General features: G+C 46.9%; 18 protein-coding genes. 6 read left to right on the top strand and 12 right to left on the bottom strand.

Going from position 1 to position 17,068, the window contains the following annotated elements:
• The first annotated feature begins 68 nt into the window (after positions 1–68).
• Complete coding sequence (locus CDZ87_RS06660) at positions 69–1,628, top strand: AbgT family transporter (protein ID WP_100752767.1); 1,560 nt, start codon at positions 69–71, stop codon at positions 1,626–1,628.
• An 85-nt stretch (positions 1,629–1,713) separates the two neighbouring features.
• On the opposite strand, the gene fghA is transcribed toward CDZ87_RS06660, so the two are convergent.
• Both fghA and CDZ87_RS06650 read right to left on the bottom strand, forming a co-directional pair.
• Positions 1,714–2,559: an S-formylglutathione hydrolase gene (gene fghA / locus CDZ87_RS06655; RefSeq protein WP_100752766.1), complete on the bottom strand. Its 846-nt coding sequence runs from the start codon at positions 2,557–2,559 to the stop codon at positions 1,714–1,716.
• A gap of 55 nt (positions 2,560–2,614) precedes the next feature.
• On the bottom strand, positions 2,615–3,739 hold the full coding sequence (locus CDZ87_RS06650) for an S-(hydroxymethyl)glutathione dehydrogenase/class III alcohol dehydrogenase (RefSeq protein ID WP_100752765.1): 1,125 nt from the start codon (positions 3,737–3,739) through the stop codon (positions 2,615–2,617).
• A 124-nt stretch (positions 3,740–3,863) separates the two neighbouring features.
• Here CDZ87_RS06650 and CDZ87_RS17565 point away from each other — a divergent pair, with 124 nt between their 5' ends.
• Positions 3,864–4,079 (top strand): hypothetical protein, encoded by a 216-nt coding sequence (locus CDZ87_RS17565; RefSeq protein WP_100752764.1) that lies wholly within the window; start codon positions 3,864–3,866, stop codon positions 4,077–4,079.
• Entirely contained in the window at positions 4,076–4,597 is a 522-nt protein-coding gene (gene tadA / locus CDZ87_RS06640; RefSeq protein ID WP_100752763.1) for a tRNA adenosine(34) deaminase TadA, read from the top strand. The genes CDZ87_RS17565 and tadA overlap by 4 nt, the downstream gene beginning before the upstream one ends.
• An 87-nt stretch (positions 4,598–4,684) precedes the next feature.
• On the opposite strand, the gene CDZ87_RS17445 is transcribed toward tadA, so the two are convergent.
• Positions 4,685–4,819: a hypothetical protein gene (locus CDZ87_RS17445; RefSeq protein ID WP_281251954.1), complete on the bottom strand. Its 135-nt coding sequence runs from the start codon at positions 4,817–4,819 to the stop codon at positions 4,685–4,687.
• A gap of 212 nt (positions 4,820–5,031) precedes the next feature.
• Positions 5,032–6,576: a membrane-bound lytic murein transglycosylase MltF gene (mltF, locus tag CDZ87_RS06635; protein ID WP_100752934.1), complete on the bottom strand. Its 1,545-nt coding sequence runs from the start codon at positions 6,574–6,576 to the stop codon at positions 5,032–5,034.
• 314 nt (positions 6,577–6,890) lie between these two features.
• Here mltF and purL point away from each other — a divergent pair, with 314 nt between their 5' ends.
• The gene (gene purL / locus CDZ87_RS06630) at positions 6,891–10,802 is read left to right on the top strand and encodes a phosphoribosylformylglycinamidine synthase (RefSeq protein ID WP_100752762.1); all 3,912 of its coding nucleotides are present in this window, start codon (positions 6,891–6,893) and stop codon (positions 10,800–10,802) included.
• Positions 10,803–10,952: 150 nt separating this feature from the next.
• Positions 10,953–11,300, top strand: a complete 348-nt coding sequence (locus CDZ87_RS06625) for a DUF3622 domain-containing protein (RefSeq protein WP_100752761.1) — start codon at positions 10,953–10,955, stop codon at positions 11,298–11,300.
• A gap of 64 nt (positions 11,301–11,364) precedes the next feature.
• On the opposite strand, the gene CDZ87_RS06620 is transcribed toward CDZ87_RS06625, so the two are convergent.
• From CDZ87_RS06620 to purM, 4 genes are all read right to left on the bottom strand, one after another.
• Positions 11,365–11,556, bottom strand: coding sequence for a DUF4250 domain-containing protein (locus tag CDZ87_RS06620; RefSeq protein WP_038177210.1), 192 nt, complete (start codon positions 11,554–11,556; stop codon positions 11,365–11,367).
• Positions 11,556–11,762 (bottom strand): YaeP family protein, encoded by a 207-nt coding sequence (locus CDZ87_RS06615; RefSeq protein WP_038177209.1) that lies wholly within the window; start codon positions 11,760–11,762, stop codon positions 11,556–11,558. Before CDZ87_RS06615 ends, CDZ87_RS06620 begins: the two co-directional genes overlap by 1 nt.
• Positions 11,763–11,984: 222 nt before the next feature.
• Positions 11,985–12,626, bottom strand: coding sequence for a phosphoribosylglycinamide formyltransferase (gene purN, locus CDZ87_RS06610; protein WP_100752759.1), 642 nt, complete (start codon positions 12,624–12,626; stop codon positions 11,985–11,987).
• A gap of 2 nt (positions 12,627–12,628) precedes the next feature.
• Entirely contained in the window at positions 12,629–13,669 is a 1,041-nt protein-coding gene (gene purM, locus CDZ87_RS06605; RefSeq protein WP_038177205.1) for a phosphoribosylformylglycinamidine cyclo-ligase, read from the bottom strand.
• A 177-nt stretch (positions 13,670–13,846) separates the two neighbouring features.
• Between purM and upp the strand changes: the two genes are divergently transcribed.
• Complete coding sequence (upp, locus tag CDZ87_RS06600) at positions 13,847–14,473, top strand: uracil phosphoribosyltransferase (protein WP_100752758.1); 627 nt, start codon at positions 13,847–13,849, stop codon at positions 14,471–14,473.
• A gap of 59 nt (positions 14,474–14,532) precedes the next feature.
• Here the strand turns inward: upp and rluF are convergent, their stop codons facing one another.
• From rluF to CDZ87_RS06580, 4 genes are all read right to left on the bottom strand, one after another.
• Entirely contained in the window at positions 14,533–15,552 is a 1,020-nt protein-coding gene (rluF, locus tag CDZ87_RS06595; protein WP_100752757.1) for a 23S rRNA pseudouridine(2604) synthase RluF, read from the bottom strand.
• A 95-nt stretch (positions 15,553–15,647) separates the two neighbouring features.
• On the bottom strand, positions 15,648–16,229 hold the full coding sequence (gene smrA / locus CDZ87_RS06590; protein ID WP_100752756.1) for a DNA endonuclease SmrA: 582 nt from the start codon (positions 16,227–16,229) through the stop codon (positions 15,648–15,650).
• A 157-nt stretch (positions 16,230–16,386) separates the two neighbouring features.
• Entirely contained in the window at positions 16,387–16,527 is a 141-nt protein-coding gene (locus tag CDZ87_RS06585; RefSeq protein WP_005476401.1) for a DUF3149 domain-containing protein, read from the bottom strand.
• 292 nt (positions 16,528–16,819) lie between these two features.
• Positions 16,820–17,068, bottom strand: a 249-nt coding sequence (locus CDZ87_RS06580) for a hypothetical protein (RefSeq protein WP_157806454.1), incomplete at its 5' end; no start/stop codon positions are given.

Below are 17,068 nucleotides of genomic sequence, written 5' to 3'. Positions count from 1 at the left end.
AGTTAAAAATAGGCCAACATAATAACCGCATAAAGGTCTTCGGCTACAACATCACATATGGAGTTACCATGAGTAACGAAACAATCAATAATGCACCGTCATCACAGCCGAGTGGGATGGACCGCTTTTTAAACTTTATCGAACGCGTCGGTAATAAGATTCCCGACCCTGCTATTTTGTTCTTTTGGGCACTAATGATCACTTGGGGTACGTCGGCGCTGTTATCAAACTTTAGCTTTGATCTGATTAATCCTCGTTCGGGCGAAGCACTTGCGATCAATAACCTTTTAACTGGCGAATCTTTAGCAAGTTTCCTCGCTAACATGGTCACAACGTTTACTGGATTTGCGCCGCTAGGTATTGTGCTGGTCGCGATGCTTGGTGTCGGTGTGGCGGACTCTTCAGGCTTTATTACCACTGGTCTGAAGAAAATGCTTAACTTCACACCAGCCAAGCTGCTTACGCCAATGCTTATTCTGGTGGCTATTGTGTCACACACAGCAGCGGATGCGGGCTACGTACTGGTTATCCCGCTAGGTGGTATCATTTTCCATGCGGCAGGTCGTCACCCTCTGGCTGGTATTGCCGCGGCGTTCGCTGGCGTTTCTGGCGGTTTCTCGGCCAACTTCATTCCTTCAGGTATCGATCCGCTTTTAGCCGGTTTTACTCAAACAGCTGCGAACGTACTTGATCCAGAATATGTGGTAAACCCACTGGCGAATATTTTCTTCACTGGCATGTCGTCGGTTATTATCGTGGCGATTGGTTGGTATGTAACCGAGAAAATCATTGAGCCACGTCTGGCGAATACGCCTATCGATGAAGACGCAGAAACAGCGCCTAACCTTGGTACGTTTACCGAGATCGAATCAAAAGCATTCCGTTATGCCGGTTGGGCGATGATGGTGGGTATTGCTATTCTCGTTGCTGCTCTTGTGCCTGAAAACTCAGCCTTGCGTTCGCCTGAAGGTGAAATCACCGCCTTTTCTGCGCCGATAATGAAGTCTATCGTTCCATTGATCTTCATTCTGTTTATTATCCCTGGTTATGTCTACGGTAAAGTGTCAGGCACATTCAAAACCAGCAACGATATTATCAAGGCGATGGCGGATACCATGTCAACCATGGGGGCCTATATCGTGATGTCATTCTTCTGTGCACAGTTCCTATCAGCATTTGCTCAGTCAAACATCGGTACTATGCTTGCGCTCTACGGTGCTGAAGGTTTGAAAGCGATGAACTTGCCGGGTGAAGCGACCATTGTGGGTATGATTTTGCTGACGGCGTGTGTCAACTTGTTGATCGGCTCTGCATCGGCCAAGTGGGCGCTGATTGGCCCTATTCTAGTGCCTATGTTAATGGCTGTGGGTATCTCTCCTGAGCTATCGCAAGCGGCCTACCGTGTTGGTGATTCAGTTTCGAACATCATTTCGCCTCTGATGGTCTTCTTCCCGCTAGTGGTGGTTTACTGTCAGCGCTACGTGAAGTCAACGGGGATCGGTACACTTGCTTCATTGATGATGCCGTTCTCGATTGCGATGTTAATCGGTTGGTCTATCTTCCTTGTGGCCTACTGGATGTTAGGCATCCCACTAGGTATTCAAGCACCATACACTTACACTATGTAAGCTAAATGTTGAAACAACAAAGCCCGTCACATGACGGGCTTTGTTGTTTTCGGCGCTAATATAGGTTTAATCTTTTAATATAGGTTTAATCTTTTAGATAATTGGCATGGAATCTTAAATGATCATCAATAAAGCTTTGAATAAAGAAGTAGCTGTGATCATAGCCCGGTTGCATACGCAGTTTTATATTGCTTTGCGATGCCTCTGCCGCAGCAAGCAGTAACTCTGGTTTTAACTGCTGCTGTAAAAAGCTGTCGTCTTCGCCTTGGTCTACCAAAATCGGCACACTGGCTTGGCGCGATTTGAGCAGTTCGACACTGTCATACTCTTTCCACGCTTGGCTATCATTGCCCAGATAATGGCTAAATGCTTTTTGTCCCCAAGGGCAGTTGATTGGATGAGTAATAGGGCTAAACGCCGAGATAGAACGGTATTTGTCGCTATTGCGTAAACCAATCATTAACGCGCCATGGCCGCCCATGCTGTGGCCGGAGATCGAGCGCACTTGCGTGACAGGGAAGTGTTGTTCAACTAATTTCGGCAGTTCATCGACGACGTAGCTGTACATGTGATAGTGCTTATTCCAAGGTGCCTGAGTGGCATTGACATAGAAACCTGCGCCAAGGCCAAGATCATAAGCACCATCAGCAGCATCGGCCACTGCGTCACCGCGTGGGCTGGTGTCAGGAGCAACGATAGCAATACCGAGTTTGGCAGCGATGCGGAAGGCCGCGGCTTTCTGCATGAAATTTTCGTCACTGCAGGTAAGGCCGGACAACCAATAAAGCACAGGCACCGGGTTGGTGTCACTGGCTTGCGGAGGCAGGAAAATGGCGAAGCACATTTGGCAGTTTAGTACGTCGGAATGGTGTTGATACTGTTTGTGCCAGCCAGAAAAAACTTTGGCTTGGCTGATGTTTTCAATGGTCATTGGGGCTCCTAGTTACAACAAAGTGCGGCGTGATTAAACGCCGCCCTTGGAGAGATTAGTAATGGATTACGCTGCGGATGCTTTCACCGTTGTGCATTAACTCAAACGCTTGGTTGATATCTTCCAGCCCCATGGTGTGAGTAATGAACTCTTGCAGGCCAAACTCTCCCGCCATGTAACGATTGACTATTTCTGGTAGTTCACTACGACCTTTGACGCCGCCAAATGCGCTACCACGCCATACACGTCCTGTGACTAATTGGAATGGACGGGTTGAGATCTCTTGCCCCGCACCAGCAACGCCAATGATCACCGACTCGCCCCAACCTTTATGACAGCACTCAAGCGCTTGACGCATGACGTTGACGTTACCGATACATTCGAACGAGTAATCAACGCCGCCGTCAGTCATCTCGATAATCACATCTTGAATTGGTTTATCGCACGATTGCGGGTTAATTACATCGGTAGCGCCCAATTGCTGAGCCAGTTCAAATTTACTTTCGTTGATGTCGATACCGATGATGCGACTTGCACCAGCCATACGAGCGCCGATGATTGCTGAAAGGCCGATGCCGCCGAGACCGAAAATAGCAACGGTATCGTCTTGCTCAACTTTGGCGGTATTAAGCACCGCGCCCATGCCAGTAGTCACACCGCAACCTAGCAAACACACTTCTTTTAGTGGCGCGTCTTTGCTTACTTTCGCCAGTGAGATTTCAGGCAGTACCGTGTATTCAGAGAAAGTCGAGCAGCCCATGTAGTGATAAATTGGCTGACCATTTTTGTAAAAGCGAGTGGTGCCGTCTGGCATTAGGCCTTTACCTTGGGTTTCGCGAACAGCTTGGCATAGATTGGTTTTGCCTGATTGACAGAATTTACATTCACCACATTCAGCAGTATAGAGTGGAATGACATGATCGCCGACTTCAACGCTAGTCACCCCTTCACCGATCATTTCGACGATACCGCCGCCTTCATGGCCGAGAATACTAGGGAATATTCCTTCCGGATCTTCACCCGAAAGAGTAAAGGCATCGGTGTGACATACGCCCGTTGCGACAATACGCACGAGAACTTCGCCTGCTTTGGGGAGCATAACGTCGACGTCTTCGATTTTCAGTGGTTGATTTGGCCCCCAAGCCACTGCCGCGCGAGATTTGATAAATTGTTCAGTCATGATGGTTCCTATAGTTCGCTAAGTCAGCGTGTTTGCATCCGATAAGCCTAGTGTATTTGTTTCTTAATTAATGATAATTACCTTAATCTGAAATAAACTATTACGATAACGTAATGCGCCGTTAATGCATCAGTTTTTGTTGCAGCATCCTCAAATTGAGCTCGATTTAGTCTTGTCGAATCAACGTATAGATTTAGTTCAAGAGGGTTACGACTTGGCGATTCGTTTAGGCAATCAGGAAGTTATTTGGGCTCTCTATGCGCAAAGCCGAAGATTGACATCAAAAGTCCGTACCTTGATTGACTATTTATCTACAGCGCTAAACCGAGAACAATCATGAGCGATAACATACAATTAAGCCCATTTAGTCAGCAAGATCACCAATTTATGCGTCGAGCGATGCAACTGGCAGAGTTGGCTGAGCAGCAGGGCGAGGTGCCGGTCGGCGCGGTATTAGTTAAAGACGGTCAAATTATTGCCGAGGGATGGAATTTATCCATCAGCGAACATGACGCGACGGCACATGCTGAAATACAAACGCTGCGTAAAGCCGGCCAAGTGTTAGGCAATTACCGTTTACTTGATACCACGTTATATGTGACGTTAGAGCCATGCCCAATGTGCGCAGGAGCGCTGTTGCATAGCCGAGTAAAACGTATTGTATTTGCAGCGCCAGATCTTAAAGCAGGGGCGGCCGGAACGGTGCTTAATTTGTTTGAGCATCAAGCGGCGTACCATTATGCCGATGTAGAAAGCGGACTGTTAGAGCAAGAGTGCCGAGCTCAGTTGCAGAGCTTTTTTAAACGCCGACGCAAAGAACAAAAAGCGCAAAGAAAACAGGCGAAACAAGTAGAGTAGGGGAGTGAGCAAGACCCGCAGCAGCCTGACGAGTAGGTGCTCATCAGATAAGACAAACGCCTTGAATAAGGCGCTTGTGGGTTTAAGTTATTCTGCGATCAACTGCATAAAGGCTCGGTGACGTGCAATGACTTTTTTCTTGTTGTTGCTGAGCATACGCTTGCGTCGAGTTGCGGTAACCGTTTTATTAAGGCGTTTTGACTGCATTCTACGTTTTTGCATAAAACAACCTCCTATTGTAATTAAAGTAAGAACAAATGCGTTGCGGCTTCAAACGCACTGAAACCGTCTTTATCGCTCCGTTGTACCGAAGCTTTGTGACAGTTTTAAGAACAACCGCACAAGATGGTCAATACTTTTACTATTTATGGCTTTAATGCCAAGAAGTCAAGTATGTCAATTCGTTACTTGAAAGACACACTTGGAACAGGGCGTTATTTTTCAATCACATCTTGTTCAATTTCTTCTTCACCATCATTTGCATTGTCTTCATTAACGTCAGTCGTTGCGATTGCCTCTTCTACAAACTCAATTACAGCTAGATCATTGATATCATTGTCTTCATCGTTGACCGTTTGCTGCTCAACATGACCAATGATACTTTGGTAATAGCGACGAATATTCTCAACGTAGTTACGCGCCTCATCACCACGGGCAAAGCCGTAACGACTCTGACTGTAGTACTTTTTCTGTCTTAGTAGAGGCAAGCGATCTTTGACGTCAGACCAAGCATTTGGATTGCCTCCTTGCTTTTTGGTTAAGCGTCGCGCGTCCATCATGTGGCCGTAACCAACATTGTAAGAGGCCAAAGCGAACCAAATTTTCTCGTGATCTTCAATCGAGTCAGGAATGCGGGTGACAATGCGACGTAGATATTCAACGCCGCCACGCACGGATTGTTCTGGGTCTAATCGATTGGTCACGCCAACGCTTTTCGCGGTTGGCAAGGTCAGCATCATCATGCCACGGACACCGGTTGGCGATTTAGCGAGCGGATTCCAATGAGATTCTTGGTACGCTAATGCAGCCACTAGCCGCCAATCAAACTCGTCAGAATATTTTTTAAACAGCGGTGACCACTTCGGCAGCTTGGAATCAAGAGCGCGAATGAAAGCACGGGTATCGACATAGTCAAAACTACTGATATGTCCGATGTATTTTTCTTCCAATGACGCTAGGTGGCCTGATTGCTTAATACTGCCAAAGAATTCAATCAGCAAGCCATACAAGCTTTCGTCTTGAGAACGGCGCAAAAGCCAAGAAATTGGTTGATCTTCGGTGAGCTCAAAGGCAAGAGCGATATCGGGGTAGATACGCTGGGACAGGGACACTTCGACCGAGTCAGCCACGGTAAAACGTAAGTCGCCATCAGAAACCGCTTTGAGCAGATCATTCACATCAGCATTTGGGTCGATATCGTAAGAAAACTCAGGATGCTTGGCCTGAATCTCGGACAAGCTTTGATTGAAATGTGAGTCACTCACAATGCGTAGTACATCTTCGCCATTATTTTCTTCGATGAGTTGCGCCTGTTTTTTAAGTAACTGTTCGAGCGTTCGTGGCCGCCAATGACCTTTTTTATACACCACTTGCTGACTGACATAGTAATAAGAAGGACTAGGGCGAAACGCTTTTAGGCGTTCCGGTGACTGGGTTAGACCTGCGGCAATAATGTCGATTTCACCATGTTGTAAGGCAGGGTAAAGGCTCGAGATACGATAAGCGGGCTTCATTTCGAGCTGCACACCGAGTTCGTTGGCAAACTCACGTGCCAGTTCATAGTCAAGACCCGCTGGGCCGTCAGGACCAATATAGTAAGAGAGTTGATTGTTGAGTGTGCCGACGCGCAAGACGCCGCGCTCTTTGATAAGTTCTAATTCACTCTTTGGATCAGACTCAATTTGACAACCTGCCATCAGTAACACGGAAACGATCAGTGCGCTGAAGGATGTCAGTTGTTTTAGGCAATGCTTTTTCATTAACGACATTCTCATGCATTCAATAGGGCATTTATATCAAAGTGGTATAACAAGGCAAGTCAATCCGTACCTGTTCGAGATAAGGGCGCTTAATTTTAGATGTTGGTTGTATTTCAAATTTGACAAAAAAAATGACGCAAACGGTTGCTTTTGGTGTTACATCACAAAAGTAATTGCTTTATAATGCGCTCGCAAGTGAAGAGGTGGAATCGGCATAGGTTTGTAAACCTTCGGCAATAGCTTCGAAGAAAAACAGTAACTCACTGAATTTATTCCAATATTACCTTAATCAATTGCATAAGAGACCTAAGCACATGAGAATTTTGCGTGGCTCCCCAGCTCTATCTGAGTTTCGTGTTAGTAAGCTTCTAGAGCTTTGTCGTGAATTAAGCCTGCCTGTAACGGGCGTTTACGCTGAGTTTACCCACTTTGCCGATCTGTCTGTCGACCTTGATGCGTCGGAACAGCAAAAATTGGAAAAACTGTTAACTTACGGTCCGACAATTGAAGAGCACCAACCAACGGGTTTGCTGCTGCTGGTAACGCCACGTCCGGGCACTATTTCTCCTTGGTCTTCTAAGTCGACCGACATTGCGCACAACTGCGGGTTAACCAAAGTCGTCCGTCTTGAGCGCGGCACTGCCTATTACATCGAATCATCAACAGAACTTTCTAAGCTTCAATTGGTTGAGCTTAAAGCGATCTTACATGACCGCATGATGGAAATGATCTTTACTGATTTCGATTCAGCGCAAGCACTATTCCAAGTCGCAGAGCCGGCACCAGTTGCAGACGTGGATCTGCTTTTCGGTGGTCGTAAAGCGCTTGAAGATGCCAACATTTCCTTAGGTCTGGCTCTGGCAGAGGACGAGATTGATTATCTACTAGAAAGCTTTGTCACCAAACTTGAGCGTAACCCGACAGACATCGAACTGATGATGTTTGCCCAGGCGAACTCAGAGCACTGCCGTCACAAGATCTTCAACGCAGACTGGACTATCGACGGCGTCAAGCAAGAGAAGTCTCTGTTTAAAATGATCAAAAATACCTTTGAAGTGACGCCTGATAACGTGCTGTCTGCATACAAAGACAATGCCGCGGTAATGGTCGGTTCTGATGTGGGCCGCTTCTTCCCGAATCCAGAAACTCGCCAATATGGTTACAACCAAGAGAAAGCGCACATCCTAATGAAGGTGGAAACCCACAACCACCCAACCGCGATCTCTCCTTGGCCGGGTGCTTCAACAGGTTCTGGTGGTGAAATACGTGACGAAGGCGCAACCGGTATTGGTGGTAAGCCAAAAGCTGGTTTGGTTGGTTTCACAACCTCTAACCTGCGTATTCCAGGTTTTGAACAGCCATGGGAAACCGATTTTGGTAAGCCGGGTCGCATTGTTAATGCGCTAGACATCATGCTAGAAGGTCCTCTTGGTGGCGCGGCGTTCAACAACGAATTTGGTCGTCCAAACCTACTAGGTTACTTCCGTACATACGAAGAAAAAGTCAATTCTCACGCCGGTGTTGAAGTGCGTGGTTACCACAAGCCAATTATGATTGCTGGTGGTATGGGGAATATCCGAGACGAGCACGTACAAAAGAAAGAGATCCCAGTAGGAGCAAGTCTTATTGTTCTTGGTGGTCCTGCCATGAACATCGGTCTAGGTGGCGGTGCCGCTTCTTCAATGGCATCTGGTCAATCAGCAGAAGACCTAGATTTTGCTTCAGTACAGCGTGAAAACCCAGAGATGGAACGCCGTTGTCAGGAAGTGATTGACCGTTGTTGGCAGTTAGGTGATGCGAACCCAATCGCGTTTATCCACGATGTCGGTGCGGGCGGTATCTCGAATGCATTACCAGAGCTTGTCGATGATGGCGAACGTGGCGGTATTTTCCAGCTACGTGATGTACCAAACGACGAACCGGGTATGAGCCCATTAGAGATCTGGTGTAATGAATCTCAAGAGCGTTACGTAATGGCTGTTGCGCCAGAAAATATGCAAGTATTTGATGCAATTTGTAAGCGTGAGCGTGCACCATACGCCGTCGTCGGTGTAGCGACAGAAGAGCGCAATCTGAAACTGGAAGATTCACACTTCGACAATACGCCAATCGACATGCCAATGGACATCTTATTGGGCAAAACGCCGAAGATGCATCGTGACGCGAAAACACTCAAAGCCAATAACCCGGCCATTGACCGTAGCGGTATTGAGCTAAACGAAGCGGTAGACCGCGTACTGCGTTTGCCAACTGTTGCTGAGAAAACCTTCCTTATTACCATTGGTGACCGCACGGTGACAGGCCTTGTGGCTCGTGACCAAATGGTTGGCCCATGGCAGGTGCCAGTAGCAAACTGCGCGGTAACGGCAGCAAGTTACGATACGTACCACGGTGAAGCGATGTCGATGGGTGAGCGTACGCCAGTTGCTCTTCTTGATTTCGGCGCGTCAGCACGCCTTGCGGTAGGTGAGGCAATCACTAACATCGCAGCAACCAACATTGGCGATATTAAACACATTAAACTATCGGCTAACTGGATGTCTCCAGCAGGTCACCCGGGTGAAGATGCCGGTCTTTACGAAGCGGTGAAAGCGGTAGGTGAAGAGCTATGTCCAGTACTTGGTCTGACTATCCCAGTGGGTAAAGACTCAATGTCGATGAAGACCAAGTGGGAAGAGAATGGCGAGCAGAAAGAAGTAACATCTCCGTTATCTCTCGTGATTACTGCATTTGCGCGTGTTGAAGATGTGCGTAAGACAATCACACCTCAGCTTCGCACAGATAAAAGCAATACTAGCCTTGTTCTTATCGACCTAGGTAACGGTCAAAACCGTCTAGGCGCAACGGCGCTAGCGCAGGTTTACAAGCAGCTTGGTGACAAGCCAGCAGACGTAGACAACGCAGCACAACTAAAAGGTTTCTACCAAGGCGTTCAAACTCTAGTCGCTAACGATCAAGTCGTGGCTTACCACGATAAGGGCGATGGTGGTCTATTGGTGACTCTGGCTGAGATGGCATTCGCAGGTCATTGTGGTGTGAAAGCAGATATTGCTGACCTAGGTGATGACGCTCTAGCTGCGCTATTTAACGAAGAGCTAGGTGCGGTAATTCAGGTTAAGAACGAAGACCTAGACGCGGTACTTTCTACTCTTGCAGCAAACGGCCTTGAGGCATGTTCTCATGTTATCGGCTCAGTAGAAGCATCTGATGAGCTCGTGATTACTTCTGGTGACACGGTAGTTCTAGAGCGTAATCGTACTGAACTGCGCACTATCTGGGCGGAGACTACGCATAAGATGCAAGGTCTACGTGATAACCCAGCATGTGCTGACCAAGAGCATGAAGCGAAGAAAGACAATTCAGATCCAGGCCTAAACGTTAAGCTAAGCTTTGATGTGAACCAAGACATTGCAGCACCTTACATTGCCGGTTCTATGATAAATAAGGGCGCTAAACCTAAGATGGCGATTTTACGTGAGCAGGGCGTTAACTCTCATGTTGAGATGGCTGCAGCGTTTGACCGTGCAGGTTTTGAAGCAACCGATATTCACATGAGCGACATCCTAACCGGTCAAGCGGTTCTAGAAGAGTACCAAGGTCTAGTGGCGTGTGGTGGCTTCTCTTACGGTGATGTACTTGGTGCGGGTGAAGGTTGGGCTAAATCAATCCTGTTCAACGAGCAAGCGCGCCACCAGTTTGAAGGCTTCTTCCAACGCGATGATACGTTCTCTCTAGGTGTATGTAACGGCTGTCAGATGCTATCAAACCTGAAAGAGCTAATCCCAGGTGCAGACCTATGGCCACGCTTCGTTCGTAACGAATCTGAGCGTTTTGAGGCTCGCTTTAGCCTAGTGGAAGTACAGAAATCTGATTCTGTATTCTTCGATGGCATGGCAGGCTCTCGCATGCCAATCGCAGTTTCTCATGGTGAAGGTCGCGTAGAAGTACGTGATGCTGACCACCTAGCCGCGATTGAAGCGTCAGGCACGGTTGCAGTTCGTTACGTGGATAACCACGGTAATGCGACTCAGCAATACCCGAACAACCCGAACGGCTCGCCAAATGCTATTACGGGTCTAACGACTCAAGATGGCCGCGTAACTATCATGATGCCACACCCAGAGCGAGTATTCCGTACGGTTGCTAACTCTTGGGCTCCAGAAGGTTGGGGCGAGAATGGTGCTTGGATGCGCATGTTCCAAAACGCGCGTAAGAACCTAGGCTGAGACTAAAAAGTTGCCACCAATTAAAAGCGTCGATTAAATAATCGGCGCTTTTTTATTAAATTTTTTGCAGTATTGTTGATGTAATTATGCTCTAATACCGCGCTTGCCAAGGGATGGCTATATCCCTCAACAATCCCTTAGGAAATAACTATGTCGAACAATAAAAAATTTGCTATCCGTGTGACCGAAAAGCGCAATGGATGGTGTGCAGAGATCACCCGTCAAGTGACGTCGCGTAAGACCGCTGTATCAAAACGTGAAACGGGCTTTGCTACGGAAGCCGAGGCGCAAGTCTGGGCTGAAACAGAACTAGCGGGCTTTGTGCAAAACCAAGCAACGCGCAACGAGCGCAAAGGTGAAGCGCGTAAAGTTCGTGTTGAACGTGAAGAGAGTTTGGCTAAGCAAGCCGCTGAGAAAAAAGCGCGCCGTATTGCCGAATCAAAAGTGGCAAGCGAAACTGAATTGACTGAAGAAGACGACTTCTTCGACCAAGAGTAAGCCGATAATCATAAAAAAACCGCCGGAATGGCGGTTTTTTTATATTGATTAGGCAAGTGCACAATTAACGAAACTGGCCAACCTCGACAAGAAAGTCGAACCCTGCGGTTGCGAGTTTTCTCTCTAAGGCGTCTCGGTCTATGTCAAAGAACGTCGCCAGTTGATCTAAGTCTCCGTTAAAGTCATCGCGTAACTTCATATTGACGATGCTCATTAGCATCACCGGATCCATAGACTCGAAGTTTGCTAGGTTCATTACTTGTCCTCGAAGTCGGAAATCAGTAAGTTTGCCGCCGCGAAAGCTGCTCTTTCGCGAGTCTCTTTCGTTAGAGATTCATCCGCAGCAATATCGTTGAGCGTTTTGACCGCACATGTGATTGCTTGTGGGATGTAGCCTTGATCGCCACTGCCAATTTGTGCATAAAGTTCGCGAACGAGTCCACAACAGTCATATACTTGCATCACTTCCACTCCAATAAATGATAACTGCTCTAAAATATACACACCCTGTGTTGGAAACTCAAAGTGTTCACTTGTCCTAGCGCAAGGCTTAGCTTGATCTGATGTTAATCTAACCAATTTACCCAACGTTCGAGTTGCACAGATTGCGGCTCAATCAAGCGCTGTAGTAACAAAGACAAAAAAGGCGAGCAAACGCTCGCCTCGGGTCGTGATTTGTTGCGACTACTCTTGCGCGTAACCATGCATACCGAGTCGCTCGCCATCAAGGTAGGCTTCTTTGCCGTCTTTCATTGTCAAACGCTCTTCAACCAACCATTTTACCACCATAGGGTAAATTCGGTGTTCTTGGTTTTGCACGCGCTCTGTGAGTGTTTCAACTGTGTCTTCGTCAAAAATTGGCACCTTGGCTTGCAAGATAACCGGCCCACCATCAAGTTGCTCTGTGACAAAGTGAACGCTGGTACCATGCTCTTCATCACCCGCGTGAATAGCACGTTGATAAGTATTAAGACCAGGATATTTGGGCAGCAGTGACGGATGAATATTGATCATTCGGCCCATGTAATGACGGACAAATTCGCCACTCAAAATCCGCATATAACCAGCTAAGACGATGACATCGGGAGCATACTCATCGATCTGCTTCATTAACTCGTGGTCAAAAGCATCACGAGTATCGAATGCTTTAGAATCGAGGAAGTGTGCACCTGCACCGGCTTTTTCTGCGCGTTCTAGCGCATAAACGTTGGCTTTATTTGAAAAGACAGCGGTGACACGGCCGTTGGTGATATTGCTGTTACAGGCATCAATGATCGCCTGTAAGTTGGTGCCATTTCCGGAAACTAAAACAACGATACTCTTCATGCTTATTTGATCTCTACTTGTTCTTCGCCGGCTTGAGCTGTTGCGATTTCGCCGATGACCCATGCATTTTCGCCTTCCGCTTTTAATAGGGCAACGGCAGCATCTGCTTGATCTTTTGGTAGGGCAATCACAAGACCAACGCCACAGTTAAAGGTGCGGTACATTTCGTGTGTGGTGACGTTGCCTTTCTCTTGTAGCCAATTGAAAATGACAGGCCACTCCCAGCTGTTTCCATCGACGACAGCTTTAGTGCCTTGTGGCAGTACGCGAGGAATGTTTTCCCAAAAACCACCACCAGTAATGTGCGAGATCGCGTGGATATCGTGCTCTGCAATCATTTTAAGGGCGGATTTAATATAAATGCGGGTTGGTTCTAGTAAGTGCTCACCGATGGTGCGGCCGGCTAACAGTTCGTTTTTATCAGCGCCAGAAACTTCAAGGATCTTACGGATTAACGAGTAACCATTTGAATGTGGACCGCTAGAGCCTACAGCGATAAGCGCATCGCCCGCGGCTACTTTAGTACCATCAATAATTTGCTCTTTTTCTACCACACCGACACAAAAGCCAGCGACGTCGTAGTCTTCGCCTTCGTACATGCCCGGCATTTCTGCTGTTTCACCACCAATCAGTGCACAGCCAGCCTGAACACAGCCGTCAGCAATACCAGAAACCACGTCAGCTGCGGTATCAACGTCAAGTTTGCCAGTGGCGTAGTAATCAAGGAAGAACAGCGGCTCTCCGCCTTGAACAATTAAATCGTTAACACACATCGCCACAAGGTCGATGCCTATGGTGTCGTGTTTTTTCATATCCAATGCAAGACGCAGTTTAGTGCCTACACCGTCGGTGCCCGAGACCAGCACAGGTTGCTTATATTTAGTTGGCAGTTCGCAGAGCGCGCCAAAGCCACCAATACCACCCATTACTTCAGGGCGACGTGTACGTTTTACAGCACCTTTTATACGGTCAACAAGCGCGTTGCCTGCATCGATATCAACGCCAGCGTCTTTATAGCTAAGAGATGTGTTATCAGCACTCACAGGGAAGTCCTCTGTTTTAAAGTTGGATATGAAAACGGCGCTATTCTAACAGTGGTTAAAGATAAAGAGCAAACGTTTGCGTAACTTTTTTTGTTACCGATAGAAGCAGAATTTTTTGACGAAATCGTTTATAATCTGCAGGTTTAATAAAATTTTACCTTAGATCCGGAGATCGAAATGAAAGTTGTTGAAGTAAAACATCCTCTTGTTAAGCACAAACTTGGTCTAATGAGAGAAGGTGACATCAGCACTAAGCGCTTTCGTGAGCTCGCTACTGAAGTCGGTAGCCTGCTAACTTATGAAGCAACAGCGGACTTTGAAACGGAAAAAGTAACCATTGAAGGTTGGAATGGTCCGGTACAAGTTGACCAAATTAAAGGTAAGAAAGTAACGGTTGTCCCTATTCTGCGTGCTGGTCTTGGCATGATGGACGGCGTACTTGAGCATATGCCAAGTGCACGTATCAGTGTTGTTGGTATTTACCGTGATGAAGAGACACTTGAGCCAGTGCCTTACTTCAACAAATTAGCGTCAAACATTGATGAACGTATTGCGTTAGTTGTTGACCCAATGCTTGCTACGGGTGGCTCGATGATCGCAACCATCGACTTGCTAAAAGAGCAAGGGTGTCAGTCAATCAAGGTGTTAGTGTTGGTTGCTGCGCCGGAAGGTGTTGAAGCACTCGAAAAAGCGCACCCAGATGTTGAGCTATACACGGCAGCTATTGATGAGAAGCTCAACGATAAAGGCTACATTGTTCCTGGTCTTGGTGACGCAGGTGATAAGATCTTCGGTACTCAGTAACTTAACCGAATTGATTAAAAAGGGAGCCTCGGCTCCCTTTTGCGTTTTAAGCATGACGGCTATTTTTTTAAACTTAACGTCCCGCCACTGCGTGGCTTGTTGATTGGACGTGATGGCGCTTTATTTGTGTCAGACTTAAAAAAGCTTCCCCTATCTGGTTTGCTTTTTGCTTCTCCACTACGACCTTTTTTTGAGTTTGGGGCGTGGCGGAACTCATCAGCATTTTGACCTTTAAAGGTTCGCTGTTGTTGGTTACGGCGTGCTTTTGAATCGTGGTTTTCTTCACGACTGTCAAACAATTTAGCATCGGTGGCTCGACGAATTCGTTGCCCTTTAGCATTGATCTTAGAGGCTTCTTCGGTGCTCACTGAACCTTCGCACATCGCCAGAATCTCGGCAACTTCGTTGTCACTCAAGTAGCGCCATTGGCCGTTGGGAATCCCATCTAAGGTGATGTTCATGATGCGAACTCGGCGCAGCTTGAACACTTCATAACCAAGGGCCTCGCACATCCGACGGATCTGACGGTTTAACCCCTGAGTCAGCACAATGCGAAATGAGTATTTGGTCTCTTTGCTCACTTTGCAAGGCAGTGTCACTGTGTCGAGGATATTGACCCCATTTCCCATTTTCTTAATAAAGTCATCGCTGATCGGTTTATCAACACGAACCACATACTCTTTTTCGTGGTTGTTACCTGCACGTAAGATTTTATTGACGATATCGCCATCATTGGTCAGAAAGATTAGACCATCAGAAGGTTTGTCGAGACGACCAATAGGGAAGATGCGTTTTTGATGGCCAATAAAATCGACGATATTACCAGCGATATCGCGCTCGGTAGTACAGGTGATACCGGTTGGTTTGTTCAGTGCAATGTAGATGAGCTTCTCTTTATTGCTGACTGGTTTGCCATCAATGCAGACATCATCACCAGGTACCACTTTGGTTCCCATTTCAGGCACTTGGCCGTTAATAGTGACGCGACCTTGTTCGATTAATTTGTCGGCCTCTCGGCGTGAACAAAAGCCAGTTTCACTGATGAATTTATTTAAGCGCTTAGCGGAATCTTGTGACATGTTATTGTTGCCTTAAGTTACGTTTCACAACGGCGTTAGAAAAAGAAAAAGCAGCCCCTTAGGCTGCAAAGGTAAGTTTAGCACTGCTGGTTGAATTATCCCAAGCGCTTTTGATGCCGTTCGCGTGTTTCGAGTTTCATATCGGCACTTTTGCGTAGCATGACGTAAACCGCTCCGGTACCACCATGGAACCGCTGGGCACTGTGAACACATTGCACATCGCGAATTTGCATTAGCCATTGAGCGACATAACTTTTCATCAATGCTGGTGGATTTGAACGCTCACCACGACCATGAACGATCACCACAGTGCGAATGTCCATGCTCATACACTGCTTAAGGAATTTAAGTACTTCGTCACGCGCCTCTTTGAGCGTTTTCCTATGCAGGTCTAGGCGTGCTTGAATGGGGTATTTTCCCAAACGCAGTTTCCGGTAGACACCTTCTTGAACACCATCGCGTTTAAATTCAATCATGTCGTCGGGTTTTAGCATCGTTGTATGGTCGAGTGATAAATACTCTGGATCATGGTCGGTAAGCCAAATAGCCGCTTCACGTTTAGCTAATTGCGCCTCGGTGACTTGGTGCTGTTTTTGGTGTTCGGCAGTATTTTGCTCGATAGGCTTTACGTCGCCCATCATTGCTTGGAATAGCGCGAAGTCATCATCGTCAGACATAACGTTATATCAGAGTAGAAATACAATACTGTCATTATACCTAATAGACCAAGAGAGTGATCAAGAGAGGAACTAACAAAAAGAAAAAACCGAAGCAGAAAAAGTATCTACTTCGGTGCATAGCGAATATCTATTCTCTGAATAGGGCTAAGCGATTCTAGTGAGGAGATTTGTCGTTCATCACTTTGTAAATGATGAAACCGCCGTAGAACAGCATAAGACCTAGGGCACCAAAGATCACAATCATCGAAGACAGACCTACCGCATTACCAAATAGGAGATCAAGCCAAAAGTCCATAATTCCTCCGTCAGACAAAGTGAGATGACAGGGATTAAAGTAATCTCAGGTTAAATATGCAGCACTGATCTGGATCAAATGTTGTTATTAAGTTGCGATTTTGTGTGGGTTGGTGTGTTTTTGCTCACACTTTGTCGCCCGTCGATGATGTTTTAGTCAAACGAACTTAAAGTGAAAGAAAGTTATCTAAAATGGCTTGCGTTCAAATAGAGAATCCGTAATATACTCATTCGTTGACGAGGAAAACTCCTCAGTAGATCGCGTGCTAGTCACGCACTGTGAAGTGTAAGAATCACGAACCAGAGGGTAACCCTCTAGTTAACGTCAATTCTGAAGTCAACATATCGGTGAATAGCGCAGCTTGGTAGCGCATCTCCGGGTTTTGGAATAGCGGACCAGAGGGTGACCCTCTAGTAACGTTAAGTCTTAAGCCAACATTGTCGGTGAATAGCGCAGCTTGGTAGCGCATCTCCGGGTTTTGGAATAGCGGACCAGAGGGTGACCCTCTAGTAACGTTAAGTCTTAAGCCAACATTGTCGGT

Source organism: Vibrio salilacus (genome assembly GCF_002811245.1).
GTDB classification, from domain to species: domain Bacteria; phylum Pseudomonadota; class Gammaproteobacteria; order Enterobacterales; family Vibrionaceae; genus Vibrio; species Vibrio salilacus.
The sequence above is the reverse complement of the archived record's forward strand: the minus strand, read 5'-3'. Positions and strand labels throughout refer to the sequence as shown.